17 protein-coding genes and 1 pseudogene are annotated in these 25360 nt (G+C 38.4%); 1 reads left to right on the top strand and 17 read right to left on the bottom strand.

Features of this window, described 5'->3' with window-relative positions; all coding sequences use genetic code 11:
- Positions 1 to 23: 23 nt before the first annotated feature.
- The 16 genes from pcrA to MKX34_RS29755 all read right to left on the bottom strand — a co-directional run bounded on the left by pcrA (position 24) and on the right by MKX34_RS29755 (position 23191).
- Positions 24 to 2363, bottom strand: a complete 2340-nt coding sequence (pcrA, locus tag MKX34_RS29680) for a DNA helicase PcrA (protein ID WP_036678664.1) — start codon at positions 2361 to 2363, stop codon at positions 24 to 26.
- 60 nt (positions 2364 to 2423) lie between these two features.
- Positions 2424 to 3143, bottom strand: a complete 720-nt coding sequence (locus MKX34_RS29685) for a heptaprenylglyceryl phosphate synthase (protein WP_143763752.1) — start codon at positions 3141 to 3143, stop codon at positions 2424 to 2426.
- A gap of 226 nt (positions 3144 to 3369) precedes the next feature.
- Entirely contained in the window at positions 3370 to 4236 is an 867-nt protein-coding gene (locus MKX34_RS29690; RefSeq protein ID WP_076297071.1) for a phosphatidylinositol-specific phospholipase C/glycerophosphodiester phosphodiesterase family protein, read from the bottom strand.
- A 108-nt stretch (positions 4237 to 4344) separates the two neighbouring features.
- On the bottom strand, positions 4345 to 5751 hold the full coding sequence (locus tag MKX34_RS29695; RefSeq protein ID WP_076107105.1) for an undecaprenyl-phosphate glucose phosphotransferase: 1407 nt from the start codon (positions 5749 to 5751) through the stop codon (positions 4345 to 4347).
- Positions 5748 to 6701 carry a glycosyltransferase family 2 protein gene (locus MKX34_RS29700; RefSeq protein WP_076297070.1) on the bottom strand — a complete coding sequence of 318 codons (954 nt, stop codon included), beginning with the start codon at positions 6699 to 6701 and terminating at the stop codon, positions 5748 to 5750. Before MKX34_RS29700 ends, MKX34_RS29695 begins: the two co-directional genes overlap by 4 nt.
- Before the next feature lie 103 nt (positions 6702 to 6804).
- On the bottom strand, positions 6805 to 7830 hold the full coding sequence (locus tag MKX34_RS29705; RefSeq protein ID WP_076297069.1) for a glycosyltransferase family 2 protein: 1026 nt from the start codon (positions 7828 to 7830) through the stop codon (positions 6805 to 6807).
- A gap of 118 nt (positions 7831 to 7948) precedes the next feature.
- Positions 7949 to 8812 (bottom strand): dTDP-4-dehydrorhamnose reductase, encoded by an 864-nt coding sequence (gene rfbD, locus MKX34_RS29710; RefSeq protein ID WP_038573485.1) that lies wholly within the window; start codon positions 8810 to 8812, stop codon positions 7949 to 7951.
- 24 nt (positions 8813 to 8836) lie between these two features.
- Positions 8837 to 9859: a dTDP-glucose 4,6-dehydratase gene (rfbB, locus tag MKX34_RS29715; protein ID WP_076297068.1), complete on the bottom strand. Its 1023-nt coding sequence runs from the start codon at positions 9857 to 9859 to the stop codon at positions 8837 to 8839.
- A gap of 1499 nt (positions 9860 to 11358) precedes the next feature.
- Positions 11359 to 11769 carry a GtrA family protein gene (locus MKX34_RS29720; RefSeq protein ID WP_076297067.1) on the bottom strand — a complete coding sequence of 137 codons (411 nt, stop codon included), beginning with the start codon at positions 11767 to 11769 and terminating at the stop codon, positions 11359 to 11361.
- Positions 11770 to 12111: 342 nt separating this feature from the next.
- Complete coding sequence (locus MKX34_RS29725) at positions 12112 to 12837, bottom strand: glycosyltransferase family 2 protein (RefSeq protein ID WP_076282460.1); 726 nt, start codon at positions 12835 to 12837, stop codon at positions 12112 to 12114.
- A 333-nt stretch (positions 12838 to 13170) separates the two neighbouring features.
- Positions 13171 to 15900, bottom strand: coding sequence for a hypothetical protein (locus MKX34_RS29730; protein WP_339204009.1), 2730 nt, complete (start codon positions 15898 to 15900; stop codon positions 13171 to 13173).
- Between the two features lie 505 nt (positions 15901 to 16405).
- Positions 16406 to 17503: a hypothetical protein gene (locus MKX34_RS29735; RefSeq protein ID WP_076205773.1), complete on the bottom strand. Its 1098-nt coding sequence runs from the start codon at positions 17501 to 17503 to the stop codon at positions 16406 to 16408.
- A 3-nt stretch (positions 17504 to 17506) separates the two neighbouring features.
- Positions 17507 to 18349 carry a glycosyltransferase gene (locus tag MKX34_RS29740; protein WP_081383164.1) on the bottom strand — a complete coding sequence of 281 codons (843 nt, stop codon included), beginning with the start codon at positions 18347 to 18349 and terminating at the stop codon, positions 17507 to 17509.
- Between the two features lies 1 nt (position 18350).
- A complete protein-coding gene (locus MKX34_RS29745) occupies positions 18351 to 20732 on the bottom strand; it encodes a class I SAM-dependent methyltransferase (protein ID WP_076297065.1) in 2382 nt (793 codons plus the stop codon).
- Between the two features lie 33 nt (positions 20733 to 20765).
- Entirely contained in the window at positions 20766 to 22400 is a 1635-nt protein-coding gene (locus MKX34_RS29750) for an ABC transporter ATP-binding protein (RefSeq protein ID WP_081383987.1), read from the bottom strand.
- 11 nt (positions 22401 to 22411) lie between these two features.
- Positions 22412 to 23191 carry an ABC transporter permease gene (locus tag MKX34_RS29755; RefSeq protein ID WP_076205764.1) on the bottom strand — a complete coding sequence of 260 codons (780 nt, stop codon included), beginning with the start codon at positions 23189 to 23191 and terminating at the stop codon, positions 22412 to 22414.
- 636 nt (positions 23192 to 23827) lie between these two features.
- On the opposite strand from MKX34_RS29755, the gene MKX34_RS29760 reads away from it, so the two are divergent.
- Positions 23828 to 24082, top strand: a complete 255-nt coding sequence (locus MKX34_RS29760; RefSeq protein WP_143766390.1) for a hypothetical protein — start codon at positions 23828 to 23830, stop codon at positions 24080 to 24082.
- Between the two features lie 24 nt (positions 24083 to 24106).
- Here the strand turns inward: MKX34_RS29760 and MKX34_RS29765 are convergent.
- A pseudogene (locus MKX34_RS29765) lies at positions 24107 to 25196 on the bottom strand (peptidase U32 family protein); the annotation flags it as partial.
- Between the last annotated feature and the right edge of the window lie 164 nt (positions 25197 to 25360).

Below are 25360 nucleotides of genomic sequence, written 5' to 3' on the forward strand. Positions count from 1 at the left end.
CGTTCGTTAATCGTTGTCTGCTATTATTCCACTTTGGTAATCGGCGCAAACCCCGCAAGCAGACGTTTGACACCCACTGGTGCCGGAAAAGCAATCTGCAGCTCCGTGTCATTCCCGCTGCCTTTAACAGATACAACGGTGCCGGTGCCCCATTTGCCGTGGGAGACCTTGTCACCCGCTTTGTAATCGCCAGCTGCTGCAGCTCCTGCTCCGGTAGCACGCTGTGCGCCTCCGGAGGTCACGGTCACGCTGCTCTTGCTTGCCGCCGCTGACGCCGTGCTTCCGCCGCCTGCCGGTGTAGCTCCGGCGGCTCCGCCTCGGCCGCCAAAGTTCCCACGGCCACCGCTGCCGAAGCCGCGTCCGCCGTAAGCACCGCCTACCTCCGCGCCTCCGCGCTGGAAGCGGTCTTGAGTCTTAACGGTATCTTCCTTCAGTTCCTCCGGAATCTCCTCTAAGAAGCGGGACGGTTGGTTCGCCGTCGTCCGCCCAAAGAGCGTGCGCATCCGCGCACAAGAGAGAAACAGTTGTTTCTCCGCGCGGGTGATCCCTACATACGCAAGCCGGCGTTCCTCTTCCAGCTCGTCGTTGTCCTGAAAGGCACGGCTGTGTGGGAACACGCCTTCTTCCATTCCGACGATAAATACCGTCGGGAACTCCAGACCTTTGGCGCTGTGCATCGTCATTAACACAACCGCATCACTACGATCCTCTTCATCATCGTTCACACTATCGATATCTGCGATAAGTGCAAGATCCGTGAGGAAGGAGACCAGCGACTTGTCTTCATTGTTTTTTTCAAACTCCATCGTCACCGATAAGAACTCATCGATATTCTCTAGCCGCGAACGTGATTCGAGTGTATTTTCATTTTGCAGCTCCAAACGGTACTGCGACATCTCCAGTATTTTTTCCGTCAATTCGGTTACAGACAAGAACTCCACCATACGATGCAGAGCTTCAATCATATCGTAGAACTCTACTAGCATATTCCGCGTCCGTCCAGCAAAGCCCAAATCATCGACCGTTTGCAGAACGCGGAAAATAGAAACACCACGTTCACCAGCCGCAGCTGCCAGCTTACCAACCGTTGTATCTCCTAATCCACGCTTAGGAACATTAATAATACGCGTCAGGCTGATATCATCATCAGGGTTAGACAATAAACGCAGATACGCCAGCAGATCCTTGATTTCTTTACGATCATAGAACTTGATCCCGCCAACGATTTGATATGGAATATCTGATTTGATCAGAATTTCCTCTATTACCCGTGACTGAGCATTCGTCCGATACAAAATCGCGTGATTCTGGTAGGCTTGACCTTGTTTCACATTTTTGCTGATTTCTCCGGTTACAAAATATCCTTCGTCATGCTCGGAATCCGCCCGGTACACCTTAATCTTGGCGCCTTCCTCGGAATCGGTCCACAGCTTTTTCGGTTTACGGCCACTATTAAGCGCGATTACCCCATTGGCTGCATTCAGGATATTAGCGGTTGAACGGTAATTCTGTTCTAGCAGAATCGTCTTCGCTTCCGGATAATCCTCTTCAAAATTAAGAATATTCGTAATATCCGCACCACGCCAGCGATAGATCGACTGGTCACTATCCCCTACCACACAAATGCGGTGGTGGCTGTCTGCCAGCATGCGGCACAACATGTATTGTGCTCTGTTCGTATCCTGATACTCATCCACATGGATGTATTTGAACTTCTTTTGGTAAAAATCCAGAACCTCGGGAACTTCCTTAAATAATTCGATAGTCTTCATAATCAAATCATCAAAATCAAGCGAGTTATTGCTTCTCAAACGTCTTTGATACATTTTATAAACCTTAGCAACTAAACCTTCGAAATAATCACCGACTTTTTGCTCATACTGCGCCGGAGTAATCAGTTCATTCTTAGATGCGCTAATTATGGCTTGTACAGCTTTCGGTTCGAATTTTTTCGTATCAATATTCAGTTCCTTCATGCAATTACGAATGACTGATAACTGATCTGTAGAGTCCAGAATCGAGAAGTTGGAGGTAAATCCAATCCGCTCAATATCCTTCCGCAAGATCCGAACACACATGGAGTGAAAGGTAGATACCCAAATATCTCTTCCCTCAGGTCCAACGAGCTTAGATACACGTTCCTGCATTTCCCTCGCAGCTTTATTCGTAAATGTAATCGCCAAAATCGCCCAAGGCGGCGCCTTTCGATTGGCAATCAGCCAGGCAATTCTGTGAGTCAGCACTCTCGTCTTCCCACTGCCCGCACCAGCCATAATCAAAAGGGGGCCTTCAGTAGTCTCGACAGCCTGCCTTTGTGGAGGATTCAATCGGCTGACCGCGTCTTGTATGTTAATAAGTTGCATGTGTAACATGCTCCTTTCTAAAAATGAAATTACAAATCATAAGTATCTATAAGCTAATCACTACTCGAACTGCTCTTGCGCAGTTTCTTTGACAGCTAATACCGTACGAATTGCCTGCTCTACATCCCGATAAATAATATTGCCGACAACTACTGTATCACATAGAGCTGCTGCCTGCTCGGCCTCCGCCTCACAAGTAATGCCGCCTCCATAAAATAGTTGGGCTTGCTCCACCATCTCACGCACTATACGTACTGTCTCCATCTCCCCAAATCTACCGCTATATTCAAGATAGACTATTGGCAGTGACATCAGCTTGTCCGCAACCTGGGCATACGCAGCCGCCTCTTCAGCATTAATGGTTGTCTCGGCCCCTGTAATCCGCGCAACTGAAGAATCACTGTTCAAAACGACGTAACCTTCCGTTAGCAGCTGATCCCATGGGATCATAAATCCATAACGCTCTATAGCTCGACGATGATGACCTACAATCCAAGCTGGATCGGGTGTATTTAGCACCATAGGAATCATATAAAGATCAAATCCGGGTACAGCAGCTTCAAGTTCGGATACCTCGAGTGCACAGGGCAGCTCAAAACGTCTTACTCTTGATAAGAGATCTACTGTATTCTCATAGGTTACTCCTGTAGAGCCCCCTATCAATATGGCATCCGTGCCGGACAAGCAAACGGCCTCCAAATCCTCATCAGAAATCATACGATCCGGGTCCAACTTAAACACATGCCGCCAAGGTTTGATCATTTGCTGTACTGATTTCATGAGAATCATCCTTAATTGTCATTTGGGCAAGACAAAACACTCCTGCCGCCGCAAAAGATATAGATCTAGTCTATGCCAGCACAGGAGGTGTGTCAATTTAAAGCGAACAAAAATACGAACATTTTTTCGTATATAAATTTGGGGTCCCTGCAAAGTACCTGAATACGCATCTGAGGAAAGCATCACTTTGTGGGGATATATTAGTGGTAATGAGTGGAGAAAGATTTCAGCGTATACCTTTGAGGTTATTCAAATCATTTTCAGGCACAAAATCACTATAAAATCCGTCTACACCCATACGAGATAACTCTCTAATCTCATCCTCTTCATCCACTGTATGAACGTATACACGAGCTCCGATATTTTTTAACTGTTTGACAAAACTCTTGGTGGCCCGGTTAACTGGCATCGTAATATCCACACCTGTTTTTTTAACAAACTCAATAACTTGTTCATCCGTATCCTTAGATTGGTACAGGGTGTAAAGCACTTCTGGAAAAGAATACACCTTATTGATCTCATCAAGCATCGGCTGATTGTAGATCTGTGGAACTATCCGCTCCAACAACGCTGGATCCCGACGCTGCGCCGCTTGGGTCAGCAATGTAAATTGCTTCTCTATAAGATCCGGTTGGATTTCTTTGGTATCCGTAACGATATAAGCATCTGGATAATTCTGCATTAGATCAAGCACCTTCTCAATATCAAGGGGAGAGTATATATTCAGGATGGGGCTGTCCATAAATTCCTCGTAATCTAGTGCCACACCCTGTTTATTAGCAGGGAGAACCTCCAACTGACCTAAAAGCTTGCTCATATTGCCTGTCCATTCATGCCGAGCAACCAACTGATCATCCTTCGATAGCAAAAAATCAACTTCAAATACGCGAGTGCCCCGTTCATAGTTAGCGACAAATGCCTCCCAAGCATTGGTATACGTATAGCCGTTGATTCCCCCCATGGCATGTGCAACGATTTTGTGCGCTTCAAAGCCGCTCACGGGTTGCTCTTCCTCTTTGTTCAACGTTATTACAAGAATCATTATTAGTGCGACAATCATTACTACGGTTGCAATAATCTTTTTCTTATTCATAGTTGTGAGTTTCCTTTACAAAGTTTAGATTAGAAAATTAATACCCCGCTCTGCCAGTGGCAAAACGGGGTATTATTAAAATTTCACAAATCTAAATAAGTGCAGGTCTCAATATGCGTTTTTGTTAACGAAGCCGTTGCGAATCGTTTTGAAAATAATTCGAATGTCGAACAGTAAGGACCAGTTCTCGATATAGAAAATATCGTGCTTAATCCGTTCCTCAATTGAAGTGTCCCCGCGCAGCCCATTGCTCTGTGCCCAGCCCGTAATTCCTGGACGCACATGGTGCTTCACCATATACTTCGGAATTTCATCACGGAATTGTTCTACATAAAATGGTCGTTCTGGCCGTGGACCAACTACACTCATATGACCCAGTAACACATTAAAAAATTGCGGAAGCTCATCCAGACTTGTCTTACGGATAAAGGTTCCAAATCGAGTTCTACGAGGATCTTCCCGCGTACTCCAACCTGTATCTTCTTCCCCGTCCTGCTGCATCTTCATTGAACGAAACTTATACATCATAAAATTACGCCGATTAAGTCCCACCCGTTCCTGCCGGAATATAATCGGTCCCGGTGAGGTAAGACGTACGCCGAGAGCTACGATCAGCATCACGGGAGATATCATAATAATCGCGAATAGAGAGAACACGATATCAAACAAACGTTTTGCCATCTTATTCCCCGTCATATCCAGTGGAATATCACGAACATTAATCATTGGCATACCTGCGAAGTTATCAAAGTAAGGACGCGCCGGTAAATAATCAAAGAAATCCGGAATAATCAATGTGCGTACCCCTGCTTTTTCACAGGCCGCAATAATGGAAGGATATTTAGAATGCGCATCGAGCGGCAAGGCTAGAATAACCTCATCCACAGGCAGCATCTCCAGCATTCCGGATAACTGATCGACCGTTCCCAAGATCGGTTTATACCGTTGCTCCTCAATCCCGTCCCAAGTATGGTAATCGTCTAAAAAGCCAATGGCTTCATAACCGAGCTCTGGATATTGCTCCAAATTGTTATAGAATCTTTTGCCGAGTGTACCTGCACCGATGATAAGTACGAACTGACGATTCAATCCTTTTTCCCGCAAAGATTTAAGCATCTTCTTCAGCACATAACGGTAAAGCATAATGGAAAGAACATTAAACCCCATATAAATAGCCAGATATGTACGGGAGATGTCAATTTCTTTCACGAAGAACATTAGACCGAGCAGGATGAAAATACTCATGATATGCACTTGGAAAATCTTAATAAATTCATCGACAAAACGTTTCTTACGCTTAGGCAAATAAAGCGATAAAAGGATACCGATTAAGACAGCTACTGCACCATAAATCATACTCCAATAAGCGTAAGACTCTACAGGCAGCGTGTTATAGGATTCCATCCATCCGCTCTTGAACTTGATCCACCAAGCCGCTAAAAAGGACAGTTGGATGACAAGAAAGTCAGCAACCATATAGAGCTGTGTCAAAAATTTCTGATTCCGCCGAATCATAATCTCACCTCAGTATTCTTATCATTACGAGCGCCTGTTTCCGTAGCAGAGTTAAGACTCTGTGCAGGTGATGGAACTGCTTTAGGAAAGATTAGGGCATTCCGCAAAAGGGACAGAGCAAATTTCACACCAACACCAGCATATACTGTTCCATTTATAATACTGTTGTACTTCCTACTATAATGCTTACGATGAAATAAAATCATTGCCCTATGAAATTCATAGACGATCTTGAACGGTCTACGTCTGGCACTGCCGCCCTTAAGATGTACGATGGAGGTCTTCGGATAATAATAAATCTCCCACCCAGCCTCTTTAATACGATAGCACCAATCTAAATCCTCACCGTACATAAAAAACTCTTCATCTAATCCGCCGACCTGATCAATCGTCTCCCGCCGCAGCAGCATAAACGCACCCACCAGACAATCTATCGGGTAATCAAGATCAGGGTCCAGATAACCTAACTGGTAACCGTTAAACTTCGGTCGATCCGGAAACAACTTACTGAAACCAAAAGCATAATAGAAGGAAGCTGACGGTGTAGGAAATCCACGCTTACACGCTTTATCCAGCGACCCGTCTGGCAAAATAATCTTACATCCTGACGCCCCAACATCGGACCGACCATCCATAAAGGAGATCATCGTCTCCAGCGTGTCCCTACGTACCACCGTATCTGAATTGAGCAATAGTACATACCGTCCGGATGAAGCTTCCATCCCCTGATTATTTGCACGGGCAAAACCGACATTGTCGTTATTTGCGATCAACATGACACTTGGAAACTCTCTACCAATCATCTCTACCGAATCATCATGGGAATTGTTGTCTATCAAAATAATCTCATAGGAATAGTTCGTTTCTGAGTCATATACCGACCTGATACAGTCCATCGTCAGGCGACACGTGTTGTAATTGACAATAAGTATGCTTACATCTACATTCACTGCGTAACGCTCCTGACAAATATAGTAATCTACCGACAATTATTATAACATAAAACCTCCCTGAGAGGAGATGACCTTTCAGGGAGGTTTTACCAGATACTGTTCAATTTACGGGTTTCTTTCTCTCTTTTACGACGGTCTGTATATATTTTCGTTTCTTTTTCAACGCTGGGAGCTGAGTAAAAAAGGATTTCCATGCTACGATTAACTTTGGCTCTCTCAGAAGCATATAACCATGAGCGGCAATTTCATAGGGAAGAGAAACCAAGATTGTCTTCAGCATAGTTCGAGCCGATTCATTCTTGTAGATCATTTTGTAGCGATTAATGTAAGATATTCGTCGGATAAACATCGGTTTGGTACTGCGGCCAGACGTTTTCCACCCACGTTCATGATACCCAATTGCCTCAGCATCATAATATCCCCGCCAGCCGAATAACTCCGCCCTCCAAGCCACATCCACATCTTCCTTATAGGCAAAAAAATCTGCATCGAAAAACTCCCCACCAACACTAACGTCTTCAATCATCCGCCGAGAATACATCGCCGCAGCCCCAGAAACGCCAAATACTGTCCCCGACTGTGTCCATTGGTCTGCTGGCTCACCCGCACCACGGTCAAACGCACGACGTGCCTTGTTCATCTGAAGACCAGTGCTATCTACTGATCCGTGATCAACCTTTAGCAAAAGCTTACCTGTGGCGCTGCCGATCTGCGGGTTGGCTTCCATTTGTGCGATTAGTCTAGAGATATAGTCTGGAGCCAGCGTCAAATCCGGATTGAGAACGAGCACATAATCTGTTTCTGTAGTAGCTATAGCTTGGTTATGAGCTGGGGCGAAGCCTGTGTTTTTTTGATTTTGGATAAGTAGCAGGCTCGTGGGCGCTTCCATGTTAGCTTGTGAATTGAACGGTTCTAAATCCTCTAGTGAATTACTTGAAAAAGCCCCTTTATCGATCGCGTTAAAGAACATATTCACTTTCTCTGCACAATCGTCCGAAGACGCATTATCCACAACAACAATTTTCTCAATAGGATAATCCTGTGCCATTACTGCCTCTAAGCAATCTATAATGTCATCCGCACTGTTGTAGGTCACGATATGTACACTAACTGTTTTGTTATTCATGAGTATCCTCGACTTTGTAATTTCTAATTAACTACCTGCTTCCTTCTTATTATAACGAAAGAACACAAAAAACTCCCGCATCGTTATAAACGATTTGGGAGTTTCAATTGGTGTTATTCTATTCTTTTAGCTCTAAGAGGAAATCTCTCAAGCCTTCACGCCAAGGCCGAATGTCCTCAAAACCATTCGTACGTATCGACAGATGCTCCATCACCGAATTCCGAGGACGTGGTGCAGGTCTGGGAAACTGTTCCGTGGCACACGGTTCAAGCGTAGCAGTGAATTTGAAACCCAAAATATCCTCGGCCTCTACAAAGATCGCCTGTGTAAATTCAAACCAGGTACAAGAGTCGCTATTTGACGCATGGTATACACCATACTTCTCAGTTTGAACAAGCTCAAGCAAGAATCGAGCTAAATCGACTGTATAAGTAGGCGAACCTTTTTGGTCATCGACAACTTGAAGCATTGGCTTTTCTTGACCAAGCTTTAGCATTGTTTTGACAAAGTTATTCCCGTATTTGCCGTACACCCATGATGTTCGTACGATGAAATACTTAGAGGAGAGGGATTGAACGAGTACCTCACCCGCACGTTTCGATTTGCCGTATATACTCTTAGGGTCTGTATTATCATATTCATGGTAAGGCTGTGCTCCCATACCATCAAACACATAATCCGTGCTAATATACACCAGCTTGGCTCCAGCTTTTTCAGAAGCTAGCGCTACATTTCGGCTTCCAGTAGCATTAATTAAATAAGCTGCATCAATATCACTTTCTGCCGCATCTACTGCCGTATGAGCAGCACAGTGAATAACCGCATCCGGTCCAAAACCGCCAATAACTTGGATGCACTGATCCAGATCAGTAATATCCATCTCCTGACGATCGCAAGCCAACACTTCGTGACCTTGATGCTGGAGCAGTAAAACTACGTCCTGACCTAGTTGTCCGGCCGCACCTGTAACAAGTACCTTCATAGCTATTTTACCCCCGTATCAAAATTACAATGAGTCACCTAATCGATCACCATATTGCTGTTCAGCATATTTTTGGTATTCCCCAGATTGAATACGGGTCCACCACTCGCGGTTATTGAGATACCATTGGATAGTTTCTTTAATACCTGTTTCAAATGTATGTTTCGGCTTCCATCCCAGTTCATTCATAATCTTAGTTGGATCAATACCATAACGGCGATCATGACCAGGACGGTCTTGAACATAAGTAATCAAAGAATCAGGCTTGCCTAGTTCCTGCAATACCGTGTTTACAATATGCACATTCGTACGTTCATTATTACCACCAATGTTGTAGACTTCGCCGTTCACACCCTTGTGAATAACCAGATCAATCGCGCTGCAATGATCCTCAACATACAACCAGTCGCGGATATTCATTCCATCGCCATAAACAGGCAACGCTTGATCAGCAAGTGCGCGGGAGATCATCAGCGGAATAAGTTTTTCCGGGAATTGGTACGGGCCATAATTGTTTGAGCAGCGGGTAATATTCACTGGCAGTCCAAACGTTTCGTGATATGCACGTACTAGCAAGTCTCCGCCTGCTTTGCTTGCTGAATATGGACTGTTAGGAGCCAAAGGAGTTTCTTCGGTGAATAATCCAGTCGCACCCAGTGATCCATATACCTCATCCGTAGATACTTGAACAAACTTAGTGATACTGTATTTTTTCGCCGCATCCAAAAGTACTTGTGTTCCAAGTACATTCGTCTTCACAAACACTTCCGGCTCTAAAATACTCCGATCCACATGCGACTCCGCCGCGAAATTGACAACGACATCCACACCCTGGCTAATCAGTTCATCCATCGCAGTAACATCTGTAATGTCGGCCTTCACGAACGTATAGTTCGGATGATTCTCGATCGATTTTAGGTTCTCCAGATTACCTGCGTAAGTCAATGCATCCACGTTGACGATCTGGTAATCAGGATGTTGTTGCAGCATGTATAATACAAAATTGCTGCCGATAAATCCGGCTCCGCCGGTGATGAGGAGTTTCATGTGGTTACCACCTTTTTAGATTTGTTTAATAATTTGTATGATTATTCTAACACGCAGAAAGGATTAATTATTAATTCATTGTAAAAGTATTTAAAAAATAAACTCTACACCCCAACACACGTGTCACCCATTCATGATATGTCGATTACTATTTCAAGAGAATATTTATTATATATAGACCAAAATTTTGAATTACATGCGTACACCAAAGACGATCAATGACCTCCATAGGATTGATGTTGACACGTTTTTACGCGGGTGTGAAGAATTTTTTAGTAAAACACATTGTGGACAATATCACTTTTTAGCCATTTCCATAGCCCTTCAACTAAGTTGAGCTCCATAGAATACTTCGGCAGGAGCACAAACTGTAGCCGAGTATCTTTTGCAAATAGGCTTGCTCTTTTGTGGCATGTTGAATTCGGCTATTATCTAGGAGCATCACAATTCCCCCTCAGGATAGGCCCGTTGGACTGCATCAAGAAATAGGAGGAATACCGGGGCGTCATATCGTTCGCCATTACGGTAAAGGACTTGCCCAGTCTCGTAGTTTAGGATCCAAACAGTTTGGCTCCGTTATGGCAGTCATAGTCGGTACTTTCGCTGCCGGCCTACCGAAACTAGATCTACTTCAGGGATTGGTACGCCTGAATCAATATTTGAGCTTTTAGCATTAATGATATATATAAGATAATTTCAGAAATGATTGTAGTTCTGTATTTATTTCTTCATATTATTTATTTATGATGTTCGATATCGATTTGCAACATATAGTTATATATATTGAACTCAAAAATAAAATATAAAAATCATCTTCATGAGGTGAAAAATAGTAAAGAAGCAAATACGGGGATTGAAATGAATTACGAAAACGAGATTGAACAACTGACAATGGTAACGAAAGACACAGAAAACGCCAACATGTACGAAAGAGATTTAGCAGTCCGTTTACATTTAAAAGGTCAGAAGTTAATCTAAATTGCAGATATTTTTGAAAGTTCTTCTCATACATTTAGTGGGTACTCAAATGATTATTGCAAGCACGTACTTTCAGTCCTAAAATTTGGCCAATATCCCGAAGACATTCAAAACGTTCCGACGACCAAAAAGAACGACTCAAGGTAACGATTGCAAAGAAAGGACCTGTGGGAATCTTGGATTCGAACTCAGACACACCTAGACCTTGAAAATCTTATTTACATCATCTACTCTCATGTCACTGCCTTCACATAACTGATCAATCATTATCCTCTTGAAACGATTAACTACTGCTGTTTCGAGTATGAAGTTCTCAAGTTCAATCTATGTTCCATTCGATACCGATGGACAAACGCAGCAGTAAACGATCGACACAATTACACTAACCGCTTCCATAGCCAGCATCAATCCACCCGTTCATAAAAAGGCATTCCCATTGAATGTAACAGCCATCGAATGTCGGGTAGATAATCAGCTATTGAATCGCCTCTTAGCCACAATCCTAACCCTCAGAATGATTTTCAAGCAAAAGCCCAGTAACGATTTAAAGTGAAATTAGAGATAGGTACAACAATAATAACGATAACCTGAGCCCAAATATACCAAACTCCCAACAAGTTAACTAACAGGAACATAATTAAAAGGTTAATGCCAAGACCAGATAATGATACAATTACGTATTTGTAAAAAAAAGATTTCTTTTTCTCCAGCTGAAATGTCCATTTTAAATTAATATAATACGAAACAATTAGTGATAAAATAAAACCTGCTGATGAACCTATTAGAGGTTGAAACCCTTCCTTTTCAACCAAAAATATCAATACAGAGGTATGCAGTATGGTTCCAATAACACCAACCAATGCATATTTAATAAATTGTCTCATGATTTCTATCTTTGCAATCCTCACAGAATCACTCCATTTTTCTTTCATTTTCAAATTGTTTTAATTCATTTTTCAAGAGCCCTACTTCTTGGGAAAGTTGGCGTATTTTTATGGAGTTCTTAGATATTTCAGATGTCAAATTATAAAGTATCATTAAGCAAGTCATTATTCCGAATAGAAACAGTGTATTCACAGGAGTTTCAATTGAAAGCAATTTCGAAACGAAAAGAACAATATTAGGAAATATGGCGATGAGTATATTAATAATTGTCATAACAATCCAGAGAATTGTGTACTTTAACTCTATTTTATAAGCTTTGATTCTTACTATAAAAGAAACAAATATTAAACTACTAAGTATAATTAGGATGAGTTGCAAATTAAATGGAATCATATGTCATCTCCTAGTAATTCTAAGCTCTCTACTAATTCCTTTTTTCTAAATCGATCAATAAGAATTGCTAATGAAACTTTTATAACGTAATAGATTGACCTCATTAAGTTTATAGAAGATGAGCCAAATTGTCTTTCTGACATAATCACCGGCACTTCAAGTATTCTATAATTTTGTCTCAATAGAGCAACTATAGATTCTGGTTCAGGATAATCTGTTGGATAATAATTAGCAAAGTAATTCATAACCTTCAAGTTACACGCCCTAAACCCTGAGGTTGGATCAGTTATTTTCATTCCTGTAAGTAATCTAATCAGCGAACTAAAGTATTTAATTCCGATTCTCCTCACGACACTTGATTGAAACCCTTCTTTCTCAATATATCTTGATCCAATTATCATATCGGCTTCTCCATTTAAAACAGGAGTTATTATCTGTAGTAGATAATTTGGATCGTGTTGACCATCCCCATCTACCTGTACAGCAACATCATATCCATTTCTAACACCATACGTGTATCCAGTTTGCACAGCTCCACCAATTCCTAGATTACATGGTAGATCGATATAATTAACTTTTAGTTCACTGAGAATTTTCAGAGTATTATCAGTAGACTTATCATTGATAACAATGACATCAACATTAAGTTTATTTAACTCAAACACTAACTTCCTTATATTACCTTCTTCATTGAAAGCGGGAATTATCACTAACACTTTCATTTCTATCTTTCACCTCACGATATTTTCTTAAGTACCGACAAACATTTCAGATATTAGTAAAATGAAGTGCGCCAACTAAAAAAGATAAGGTCCATGCAAATATTCTCTGGGCATGTCTGCCAGCACATCGGTTTGGGACCTGGTCGTCATCCTTTACGACACACGATAATTGAGTTTTGGCCGTCCCCTATTAAAGGGTACACGACGGCCTACACACTCGAAGAAACGCATCAGGAGCACTGAGTACGAAGCTTCTCCGCTGGAAGTCACCTCACGAATCGTTTCTGGATGATCTATCGCACTTAGTTTGACATCACTTCATTTAATAATATCTCAGTAATTGATGCGATAAATTGACCACGGATCTACACTGTCTTTATACAATAAAGTTACTTCACCTTTATCAATAATACTTTGAGGGATAGGAATCATTGTGAATATATATTTAATTTTTAAGTCCCTAGCAGTTTCAATTGGAGTATAAATGATACGATTAGTACCATTTACCTTTAGACTCCTTTCATGATCTAAAAGTGAAAATTCTAAATCGCCATCAGTTAAGCGCATATCAATATGAGCAAATTGATTCCAAAGATTGATATGTTCATGTTTTTTATCAATGATGCTCATCATTTCCCAATCCGGATAGTAATATGTTCCAGTTGTCCTTGCAACTCCTTGTGCCGTTACAAGATTCGATATAGTGGGACTACCACTAACCATCCATCGGCCAGCATCCACTGAATTGATTTTTCGTATTTGCTCCATGGTAGTCTTCTCGAACATAGAATCGGTTCCTTTGGTAACAGGATTTACCATAATTGTAGAACAAACTGAAAGAAGTAAATACAAAACAATAAAAGATTGTACAGAGTTATAATTACCCTTCATTAGCAAAAATCCCATATATGAGAGTAAGACAACTACTAAAATCATCAATATAGTACCGATAGAAAATGACTTGAAATAACTAAAAATATTTATGCTATTTGTCATTATGCAAAGTGTTAGAAAGCATATAACGCTAGATAAAATAAGTGGCATTCTCCCTGTGAATAAATTTTCCCGTTTGTCCTCCAAATGAGCAAGAAGACATACAATTAATAAAGTGAAACTGTAGCCATAAGCATATGTGATCCTAACAGGATAGGTAAAACTTAATAAAGTTATCTTGTTGAAGAATGGCGCTTCAGGAATCCACGAGACGAGCATTAAAAATAAAGAAACACTCAATAACAGGGACATTAATAGAGACTTCTTTTTATTTTTGAATATTAGGGTTGTAGCAACTATGATAACGAATGGAGTAAAAGTGAAAAATTGGCTAATCTCACTCGCATTTAAAAAATCCGGTTGTTTAATACTTGCAGTAAAAATATTTACAAACTGATATAATTCAAAGTCCCAAGGAAGCTTAATCCATGGTCTATCAGAACCAGGGTATACCGTATTCATAATAACATGCAAAGCAGGTTTTGAATTTGAATAAAAATGATATAAAACCAGTGCGATTGGTATAAGCATCACTGCATATTGTAGTAATCGAGAAAAGGCGAACGGTTTATTCTTTTTATTCTCAATTAATACATATATGAAAAGCATCAAAAACACATAACCCAAAGGAACCTGAGTTGCAGGATACATAGTCAATATATAAACTAAAGCGAATAAAGCTAGTCCGGATAAACTGATAAATTTACCAAATAACTTTTTAGAATTTAAGTACTTATTAAATAAAACTATTGCAAATTGCCCACTCATAAGCATAAGCATTAGTGCTTGTGATAGCCACCATTGGACCGGCGGAGCAAATGTAATAACAATTGCAGTAATGATTCCAAACCGTTGTTTTTTTGTGAGAAGAACTCCCATTTCATATGATGCCATGAATAATAGAATTAACCGCAATGTCCAATAGAAAGAAAATGCATAATCATTAGGCATTACCATAAATCCCCAAAGATCAGGTCGAGCGATTACAGTTATGTCTTTAACTGGTGCAAATGCAGAAATAACCATGTCAGTACCAGTAAAACTCAAGTTTTTATTGAAGTACTGTAGTGTGGGATTTGCATTTGTCTGGGCAAAGTAATAGGGTTTCTCTGTGGCCCATTCATCACCTCTGATTCCTTGGGGATTGCCTAGTAATGTGCTTTGTTGATAGCTTGGAGTATTGCCTTGTAGCATTCCATCATAAAACCCTAATGATGATCCGGTGAATTTTCCTAACACCATAAGAATTAGCAAGATAAATGCCAAAACATATCGATACTTATGTGCTTTAGATTTTCCTAAAATAACTATTAATCCTATAATGAAAATAAATGATGAAAAGAAGTATATTCGATCAAATGAGAAAACGTAAGAATTTAGAAAATAACGATGAGCAGTGTCGAAGTTAAAGAACCCTGATACTTTTGCGATACTTCGTAATATAACAACATCCAATATAACCGCTGATATGATCGAAATACATATAATTATAATTAAATTAAATGCATTTTTTAAAAAAGTATTTTTGATTACAAACTTCTCTTTAATTGTTTTATAGTAAATCGGCAATTTTGGTAAACTACGAAATATCAAGAGCAATTTATTAATAAACAATATGAATAAGGCTATACAAGCTATAAAAAGCTCTTTGATTAAGAATGAATTTTTGAACTTTATTGGTAAATTTGAATATGTGTCTGTAGAGTAAATATGACCATCAGGACCAGAACTAGCGATGTTAACGGTTCCGTCTTCAAAAGAATATTGAGAAATATCGTTTTTAAATTTAAATTTATCCAAAAACACTTTTCCACTAATAACATATTCATATAGAGGAGATTTTTGAATAGACAAAGAATATATCTTAAAATTGCCTGATTTATCACCAAAATCAATTCGCAGCTTATTAGAATTAACTATATCTAATGGAAATTTCACATTTTGCACCTTGCTACTTTTCACAAAATACTCTTGAGACATATGGGAATCATCAAAGGGATAATCGGGGTGACCATTATCATAAAAAAAACTAATTTTAGAATCATTTTCACTGTAAATGGATAAATTCACTGATTGTCTAAAGGATGTGAATATAGCAACATTCATTAGCACTATTAATATAATAAACAAAATAACTTTTTTGTGCGTTTTAGTTATATATTTCATAAATTCTCCTGTGTTATATATTGTTTGCGTTTTTGATAACGCGCTTTAGTATAGCAAGAGTAATTTCAAAAAACTATCGAGCTCCCTGGTTCACATCTCAGAATGACAATGTTGTTTGTTGCCCTGTCTCCGGCTGATCATAAGCACAACCCATTGTCGCCATCCTCGGATGAGCACATGTAAAAAAACCTTTAGTATCTTTGAGCTACAATGTGTAGATTGTTCTACCCATACTCTCGTTCGTCTGAACCCTTCCATTTACGTAAAAAAGCAGACTAAACCAACCCAACCCACGTGAATATATCCGGCATAATACATGGAATAAGGAGTTACCTCGGGTTTTATAATTGTTACGTTACGCCGAAGAAACTCCTTATAATATGCATTCAGCTACTTTGAAGATCTAATATCATTTAGCAATTTTCCGAATCAACTTTTTCAAGAAAGCACCAAAGCCTTCTGAACGTATAATACTTATTGCTTTCGATGATAATGATTTGTATTTTTTAAAATTAACATTTAAATTCAATTTACTATTAAAAAAATCATTACTCATTTCAAAAGGATTTTCAATACTAAACATCAAATCATAGTCTTTACGATAATCCATTCTTACCAAATCATTTATTTTCTCGCCTGACTTATAATATGCATAAGTCCATTTTGTTTTAGAGATATTATCAGAATTATTTAAATTGTGATAATATGCATATTTATCATACAAATCTTTGAAGGGGTGAGGCCCTTTAGGAAGCCAATCATTCATGCATTTTTCAGCAGAACTACCAAATCCTGAGTAGTGTATAAATCTTAGGGGGTCCCCTTTTACATAATATTGTCCACTTTGTTCAGTCATATCACAATTCAATAGTGACCACGGCGCAAAATCATATCCATGATGTTTAAATATTTCCACATCAAAAAAACACGGTGCCAAATCAATCCACTTTTGATCAGTAAAAATTCCTCTCGCAATGTCATCATAGCAAAATAAGTATAATCTCTCTGCCCACCAGTTTATGAAGCTTTGGGCCTCTTCACTTCTGTTTACAGCAAGAAATCCTAAGTTATAAACACCATGAGATGTGCTAGAGAGTTCCATATCAATATTACCTGGCTGAAGCAAATGCGGACAAAGTACTATTGGTCGAGTTATCAATAGCTGCTTAAGTTCAATAAAATCTGAATACACATATATATCTGGATCTAAATAAATAAATTGAGTCTCATCCTCGTAGTTAGCATAAAGATATTTAAAAAATTGGCCTTTGACAGCTGTAGAAGCTTCAACAATAGTATGTTTAAATATAAATCGATTGAAATTTCCTTCCCAAGCATCCTTCGATAGTACGATATCATCAAAATACTCGTAATTGAATTCAGGAAGCATCTCTTGTTCAGTTAGACATATGATAAACTTACAATTTGGTATATTATCCTTTACTGACTTTGCCAATGTACGGGCTTTATGCAAATAATTTGCACAAATAGAAGTGAATATGATCATCGTTTACCTCTTCATGATATATTTTTTTATTATTAACTTTAATAATGGTATGCTTTTTAATTTATCTAATATAGCTATGCCCTCTTGAAGAGCTCGATTAAGAAATATTTGCTCTATCAAAGCATCCCTTAGTATAACTGCGTACTCATTAGTATACTGTTCATAAAGTTTAGGATGTTGGTTATAAATTGAACGATAGGTCTGTTTAACAATTTCCGCGTTAGACATAAACTCTGTGGTCCGCGATTTAGGTTTAATTCGGTAGTTAAACAGTACCTCTGGAATTTGATAGATTTCTTTGTCTAGTTCTATAATGGAAAGCCAAAAATCATAATCTTCCATACCATGATACATGGTGGTTTTAAAACCCCCAACTTTTTCCCAATCTTCTTTGTAAAAGAGCGATGTTACAAACACAACATTATCAAGCAGCATTGCATCTAGTGAGTAGTTCGGAAGACTCCATCTCCCAGTTCTATCACCAAATAAATCAGCATAGCAGTAAACCACACCAATTTTCTTATTTGATTCTATAATTTTGACAGCTTTCTCGATGTAGGTTGGTTCGATGATATCATCAGCATCAACTGGCATTATATATTTACCAGTAGCATGAGCTATACCTGCATTTCTTGCAGCTGCAGGTCTGGTATTATCAGTTCTCAACAAAATAATATCAGTATTATTGAACTTATTCAGTGTAATAATTGTATTAGGGTCCGTCGAACCATCATCAATTATTATAAGTTCAATATTGTTATAAGTTTGTGAACGTACTGAATTTATTGCCTGTTCAATATATTCACCGTCGTTATAACAAGGCATAATTACACTGACTTTACTCAAATTATTCCCCCCTAGTAATCTCACCAAAAAACAATATTTTAACTATGGATTTTATTCTATGATGTTTCAAGTGTGAGTGTATTTTATTTAACTTATTACTTTTTATATTCAACTCCTCTTGAGTATTAGCTAACTTATTTTGGTTAATTTCTAACGTTTTTTGTACACTTTCTAAACTCTTTTGCGTCTCAATCAAATCATTTTGAGAATTGGTTAATGAATCAACTGTCACATTAAGTTGTGTTGAAACTTCCTCCAACTTTTCTTCTAGTATTTTTTTATTTATCTTTGAGATTTCCTTGTGATTCACTAGTTCATTTATTTTTTGATTATTTACATACATTTTTTTCTCTTGAAGTTGATAGCCAATAGTCCAATCAAGTATTTCGCATGTGAAATTGATCTTAATATATGTTGCATTAGTAAAATCACCTTGCAAAAGAAACTGAGGATCATATGTTGTGAATTCATACTCAGAATTATTAAGAACTCGCTCAGCATTGATAGCAGTAATCTCTTTTATAGATCCATCTGTTTCTATACTCTGTATATATATTAATGCGGGATTTCCTTCTAGTGGGTCCCAGCGTAGTGCTTCCGCATTATTTATAGACTTATCTTTGAACGTAACTGAAAATCCAGTATCAGTAGATGTAGTTACACAGCGTTCGAAATCATGATCAGTAAACCCGGCACCATGATCATAAAATAGCGTACTTTCAATAGAATGGTCTTTTAAGTAACGAGTTGAAACAGCATTAAGATCGACGGGTATCTCATCATTCGCAAAAATATAAAGATCTTGAATTTTCACGAAGTTTTGAATAAAATTTTCTTCCCATGAAAAAAAACATTGCTCGGTGGCACGAGTAATATTTAGAGTATCGTATATGAAGTTATCAACAATTGATCTATCAATGATATCTTTATGGTTATCTTTAAACTGCTTTAAAGTCCTCCAAAGAGTAAACTCAAGAGGAATCTGAAATGGCATATGCCATTCATAATCAATAACCTTATATAAATCTCCCTCTAAAAAGATATTTCCTGATATTAAGTCGAGATTAGAGTTTGAAGACCAGTGTAAATTTTGTTCAGGTTTTTCCCCACCAAATATTCCCACAAAATCATTATTGCATGTAAAATCACTAGGATGAACGCCTTCATACAGCGCATTTCGCAACTTTACTATCTCATGAATAAAATCTCCAGTGTTAGTATCGGTACATTTAGAAACCAATCTATCCTCTAAAGTTTCAATAGTATAAAATAACATACTAATTCCATCCACTTCTTTATAGCATGTTGCATTCTTAATTTGATTAGAATCGTACGAATAGTCACTATAATGCAACATTCGGTTCAGGTGATCCTGACTTTTTGCATTAAGGCCTTTTTTATAGACTTTATTGTTGTTTAAATCAAAGTAGGTGAATATTCTGAACTCTTCAGATCTATTAGCACTAATCTTCACATAGTCTATTTGAGTAGGTATTTGTTGTGTAGCGGATATTTCCACTAAAAAAGAATTCGCGAAGATATCCATAGAATTAGAATCCATTAAAGTTTTGTGTAGATTATTTTCATCAAAAAGTTTCACCCTTGGCATATCAAGCGGAAAATGAGAACTAGAAGGCACAATTCCATTTATAGTCGTATCCGTAAATATTTCCGTTGGGAACTTATAATCAGGGTACGGATAAAAGAATTTAATTGCACTAAGATTCGTCTCATTTAGTAAATTTGTCAATTCGCCTTTTGTAAAAGTTCGAACACGTTCATTATTATTGTAGTTATTTATTCCAGAAAAAAACTCACCAGTATGGTCTTCTCTAAAGCCTGAAATATATTTTAGACCAATGCGATTTTCTATAGAAAGCAGCATCTTTCCGGATGAACTTAAGTGTTGCTTAGCCTTTTCAAGAAATTGATTATATGGTTGATTGCCTGTAAACATATATGCTGCATATTCAAGAACACCGTTTATTATAATGTAATCAAACTTCCAGTCAGGAGGTAGACTCTGAAAATCGCAAACCACTATTTCTAGATTTTCAATATTTTGATGACGGTAGTAATTTATTTCTGCTCTTGTTTTCGTTAACTCAACAGCTACAACCCTACTTGCTTTTTCACAAAGGAGTCCAGTTATAGCACCACATCCAGCACCGATTTCTAAGATAGTACATCCTTTTTCAAAAGAGTACCAATTTAAAATATTTTGTCGGAGGTGAGATAGATGGTAAATTATAGGCCATTCTTTCGAATTATACCAATCAAAATCCTTATTTTTCACCTTCCTAAGTAATTCTAATTCAATCGACCCATCTGAATATACCTCGTCCATACTAGGATTATAATAATCAAAGTTAAGTTTAGTCATGTTACTCCTTTCTGTAGCACAGCTACATCACTATCATGAATATCCTCTTCTATGGATCGACGCATCATCAGCGGCACCTATATTATAGTGAACCTGAATGTCATATATTTCATCCTCAACTAATTTGAAAGATCTTATTGAAGAGTATGAATCTATTTCAGTGACATAGACTCTATCTTCAATTTGGGAAAAATTATAAGGGACCCCTTTCATTTGTAATTTATCATAAAGGTCCTCATAATTAACGCCTAGTAGATTTAAATCTTTTGTTCTAACTAATTTTGGGGCGATGTTCCCAGATCCGTCTTGATACACACTTATATAGTAATATGAATCAATTTTAATCAAGTCATTCATTCCCTGAAGTTCGAAAGGGACTGGGTATTTATTTATTAGATTAAATGACATATCTTCTGTATTAGCAACAAGAATCTCCCCTGGACCGGAAACAAAATAAAGTTTACTTTCGATGAGAGATATTGATCTGACATAAGAATTTTTCAAGTAATCCAATCGTACTACATTATCTATTTCTACCTCACCATTATTGTTTTTTAATACAAACAATTGTTGTGATGATGCAGATATACCGTAAAAAAGTTTTTTATCTTTATCATAAATAATCTTATTAGGCTGGTATCCAATATTTCTTATTGTTTGTGAAAACTCATATGTTTGCAATTTTTTCTTGTACACTTGTACAGCATTATTACCTGTATCATCTAAAATCAGCAGTTCACCGTCACTAGCAATGGAGTGAGGGGTGTGTACGTTATCACAAAGCATAGTCCATCCAGCAATAGTATCTGATATATTGGGGTTATAGATAACCCTGTGATGCCAACAATCCACAATGAAATATTGATTATCTATCTTTGTTATCTGTGTAGGCGAATATAAGTTTTCGGTATAACTATTATTTGACATACTTGATGGGGGAGTATCTGTTTGCTCACTTAAGTACGCTTTACAAACTTCAATGGAATTACCAATCATTCTTATACTGCCTTTATCTAACCAAATAACACGTGAACACATTTGCCGGATTTGTTCTATACTATGAGAAACCATGATGACCGTAGTACCACCACTCATTAGTTCGAACATTCTTTTCGCGCTCTTTTTTTGAAACTTTGCATCTCCAACAGATAATATCTCATCAACGATTAGAATATCTGGATCTACAAGAGTAGCAATTGAAAAAGCAAGTCTCATTATCATACCTGATGAAAAATTTCTAATTGGCACATCTAAAAAATCATTAAGCTCTGAAAAATCGACAATTTCACTGAACTTCTCAGTCAAATATTGCTTTGAGTACCCAAGTATTGCGCCATTCAGAAAAATATTTTCTCTTGCAGTTAAGTCCATATCAAACCCAGCTCCAAGTTCTAGCATAGGAGCTATATTTCCACTAACTTTCACATTACCTTTAGTTGGCGTTAGAATGCCTGAAATAATTTTCAAAAGTGTACTTTTACCCGCCCCATTATTACCTATAATACCTATGACTTCTCCTTTTTGAATTGAAAAAGACACATCACTTAGTGCATGGAAATGCTTATATGTTAATTTGTTTGATACTCTCTTAATGACATATTCTTTCAAGCTAAGAATACGATCGTTAGCTAATCGAAAGTTCATAGAAACATTTTTTATATCGATCACTTTAGTTCTCCTTATAAATACAGAATAAATTTTTCTTGAGTTTTATTGAATACAAGTACTCCTAAAACGAATGATACCAAAGCAAATAATAAACAGAATACCCAGGCCTTAAGATCAGGAATCCCCCCAGATAGAATAATAAATCTTATAAATCTTATAAAATGATACATAGGGTTAAATTTAAGAATATATAGCATGTAATTTGGAAGTATGCTCTCAGGATAAAAAATTGGAGTTAGATATGACCAAATAGTAATTATAATACTATAAAGGAACTGCGTATCTCGAAAGAAAACCATAATTGAAGACAACATAAAAGATATTCCACAGATAAAGAGAAATAGACATGCGATAGCAAAGAGCATTGCAATATGCGAATATGTTATACTCATTCCAGTTGAAATTATTACTAGGTACAGTGCTAATAACGAAAAAAGAAAATTAACACCTGATGATAATACCCGAGAAAATGGATAAATGAATTTCGGTACGTATACTTTGTTAATCAATGATGCATTTTGGATTATACATGTCATAGATTGAGAGGTTGCCTCTGTCATGTAATTAAATATTACAATACCACTAAGCAAATACACAGAGTAGTTAGGTATATCGAACCGGAATAACGTCGAAAACACCAGGTACTGTACCACCATAATTAAAAGCGGATTTAATAAACTCCACAAAATTCCTAAAATAGATCTCCTGTATCTAGTCTTGAAATCTCTTTGAACTAACTGCGCAAGAAGAAAATTATATTTACTCAATGAGTGTATTGCCTTTATTTTCATGTTTCATTCCATCCCTAATTAATAGAATCAGCCAAAAAAGCCGTTTTTACCATCAGCAACATAATAATACTGACAGTTTAAAAGTACATTATTACTACAAAGCATACCGTGTTATGTGTCGACATTTTTTCGATTTAATATTTATGAAGTGACTATTAGCAAATACAATCAAAAAATTACTATTGAACACCTGAATTTGCATCCTTTCTGAAATTTTATATTATATTAACAACCCAATAATCTGAGATTAACTAACCTAAATATAGAGTGAATCATTTGAAAGTGTTAATACATTGTCGTTAATTATAAGAAAAGGAAATATCAACGTGTCGAAACCAGTATACGGTAAAAACGTTGCCCAGTCGAGGAAGTTTGAAAAAATCCCCAGTTCCGTCTGGGTTTGAGTTTGGATTTTATTATGTTAATAATCTGGTACCCCTTCCAGGTAGGGTTATTTAATGGACGCAGGTGGACTATGAGAAACCTATCTATCTCACCACCTTGTTCAGCGGCGTCATGCTGCTGGTATGTATGGGATTGTACTACAATAAAATAAAGCAGGAGGAAAAACGCGACCTATTACCCTTCTTTTTCTTGCTGCTAACTGTTACCTACGCGGCGTCACACTAGATGGCGATGAATCTGCTGTTTGTGCAATGTGCGTATACCACAGTATTCATTATAGCGTTATACCTCATGAAGCAAAAGCAACTAAATTTTGTCACTCAGAAAGATGTACTTACGATCGTATATGTCATTATCGGCTTTGGACTACTGAATTGGATTGGTAGCTGGAAATTTGCCGGTGGTCTGGTTGGCTGGTTTTCTAATACCGTTATTAAAGAAAATATTAGGATCCTATTATGCCAAACTCAAATGACCTACGTTTGACTTCTATTTTCTAATATGCCAATACACGCCTTTGCCGCGCAAATCGTATACGCGCCCACCTTCTTCATTTTTCGTCGGATCTCCAGCATCAAACAAAATGCCATCCCCACGTTCCAAAGGGGCATGAATGTGGCAGACTACGCCATCACGTAAATTCGCTCTACTGTGCCCAGGTATTACACCCCGGCTTTTTGGGAAACTGCCGTCCACGAGTTCTTTGTGATTCGTCCCTTACAGGAAACTATGCGTAAATCTGCGCGAGAAACTCTGCTGCAGCTCACGCATCACTACCTTCGAAGGCGTCGCCCATTGACCCTCCAGATAGCGATCGATGACTTTACTTACGATATTTGCTAGCCCCATTGGCTACATATTCCGGACTCTTGAATCGGCCTTCGATCTTAAAAGAGGTCACACCTGCTTCAATTAACTCCGACATCAGATCAATCGCCGCCAGAGCCTTCGGACAGAGCAGACAAGTAATATCGCCCGTCGGCTTCACTTCATCGTCCACCATCAGGTCATACGGCAAACGGTAGGCCTGCGCACATTCCCAGCGATTCGCAGAACGACCGCCCCACGATTCCGAAGTCAGACACTGTCCAGAATAAGAGCCACAAAGTGCACCGTGTACAAACACTTCCATCGGCATACGAGCCTGCTCGCCAATCGTGCGAATCTGCTTCAGATTGTCCTCACGCCCAAGCACCATGCGCTCTATGTCGAACGGTTTGGTAAACTCAAATGCTTCCGGCGAAGGAATTGTCATCTGAGTAGATCCATGAATTGTCAAGTCAATCGAAATCTTATGAATCATGCGCATCAAACCCAAATCCTACACGATAACCGCATCCACACCAGCGTCGATCAGTTCTTTGGCATCGGGAAGCTCTTTTTCAAACACCGCTATATTAAAGGTCAGAAAACCTTTCACACATAGCTATGCAGGAACGCCATAATCTCCGGCAACTCGTCCATGCGGAAATTGTTTGCTCTCGCCTGGGCATTAAATTTTTCTAAGCAAAAAAAAAAAAAAGATTTCATTCGCCCCATTGGCCACCGCCCTACGCTTACAATCCCAGTCGCCTGCCGGTGACAGCAGTTCTACATCCATCCTGCGTATTCCTTGTTTGTTTATTTATATCCTCCTAAACCGCTGGATGGCGGATCGTTGTCATTTGCTCAACTGATTAACTTTATCAAATATCACAGTATCCACCTGTCAATTAGCATATTCCACTTAATCACTTTCTTCCTTTTGAAGCTTGATATTATGTA

This window comes from Paenibacillus sp. FSL R5-0636 (genome assembly GCF_037974255.1).
GTDB classification, from domain to species: domain Bacteria; phylum Bacillota; class Bacilli; order Paenibacillales; family Paenibacillaceae; genus Paenibacillus_AQ; species Paenibacillus_AQ odorifer.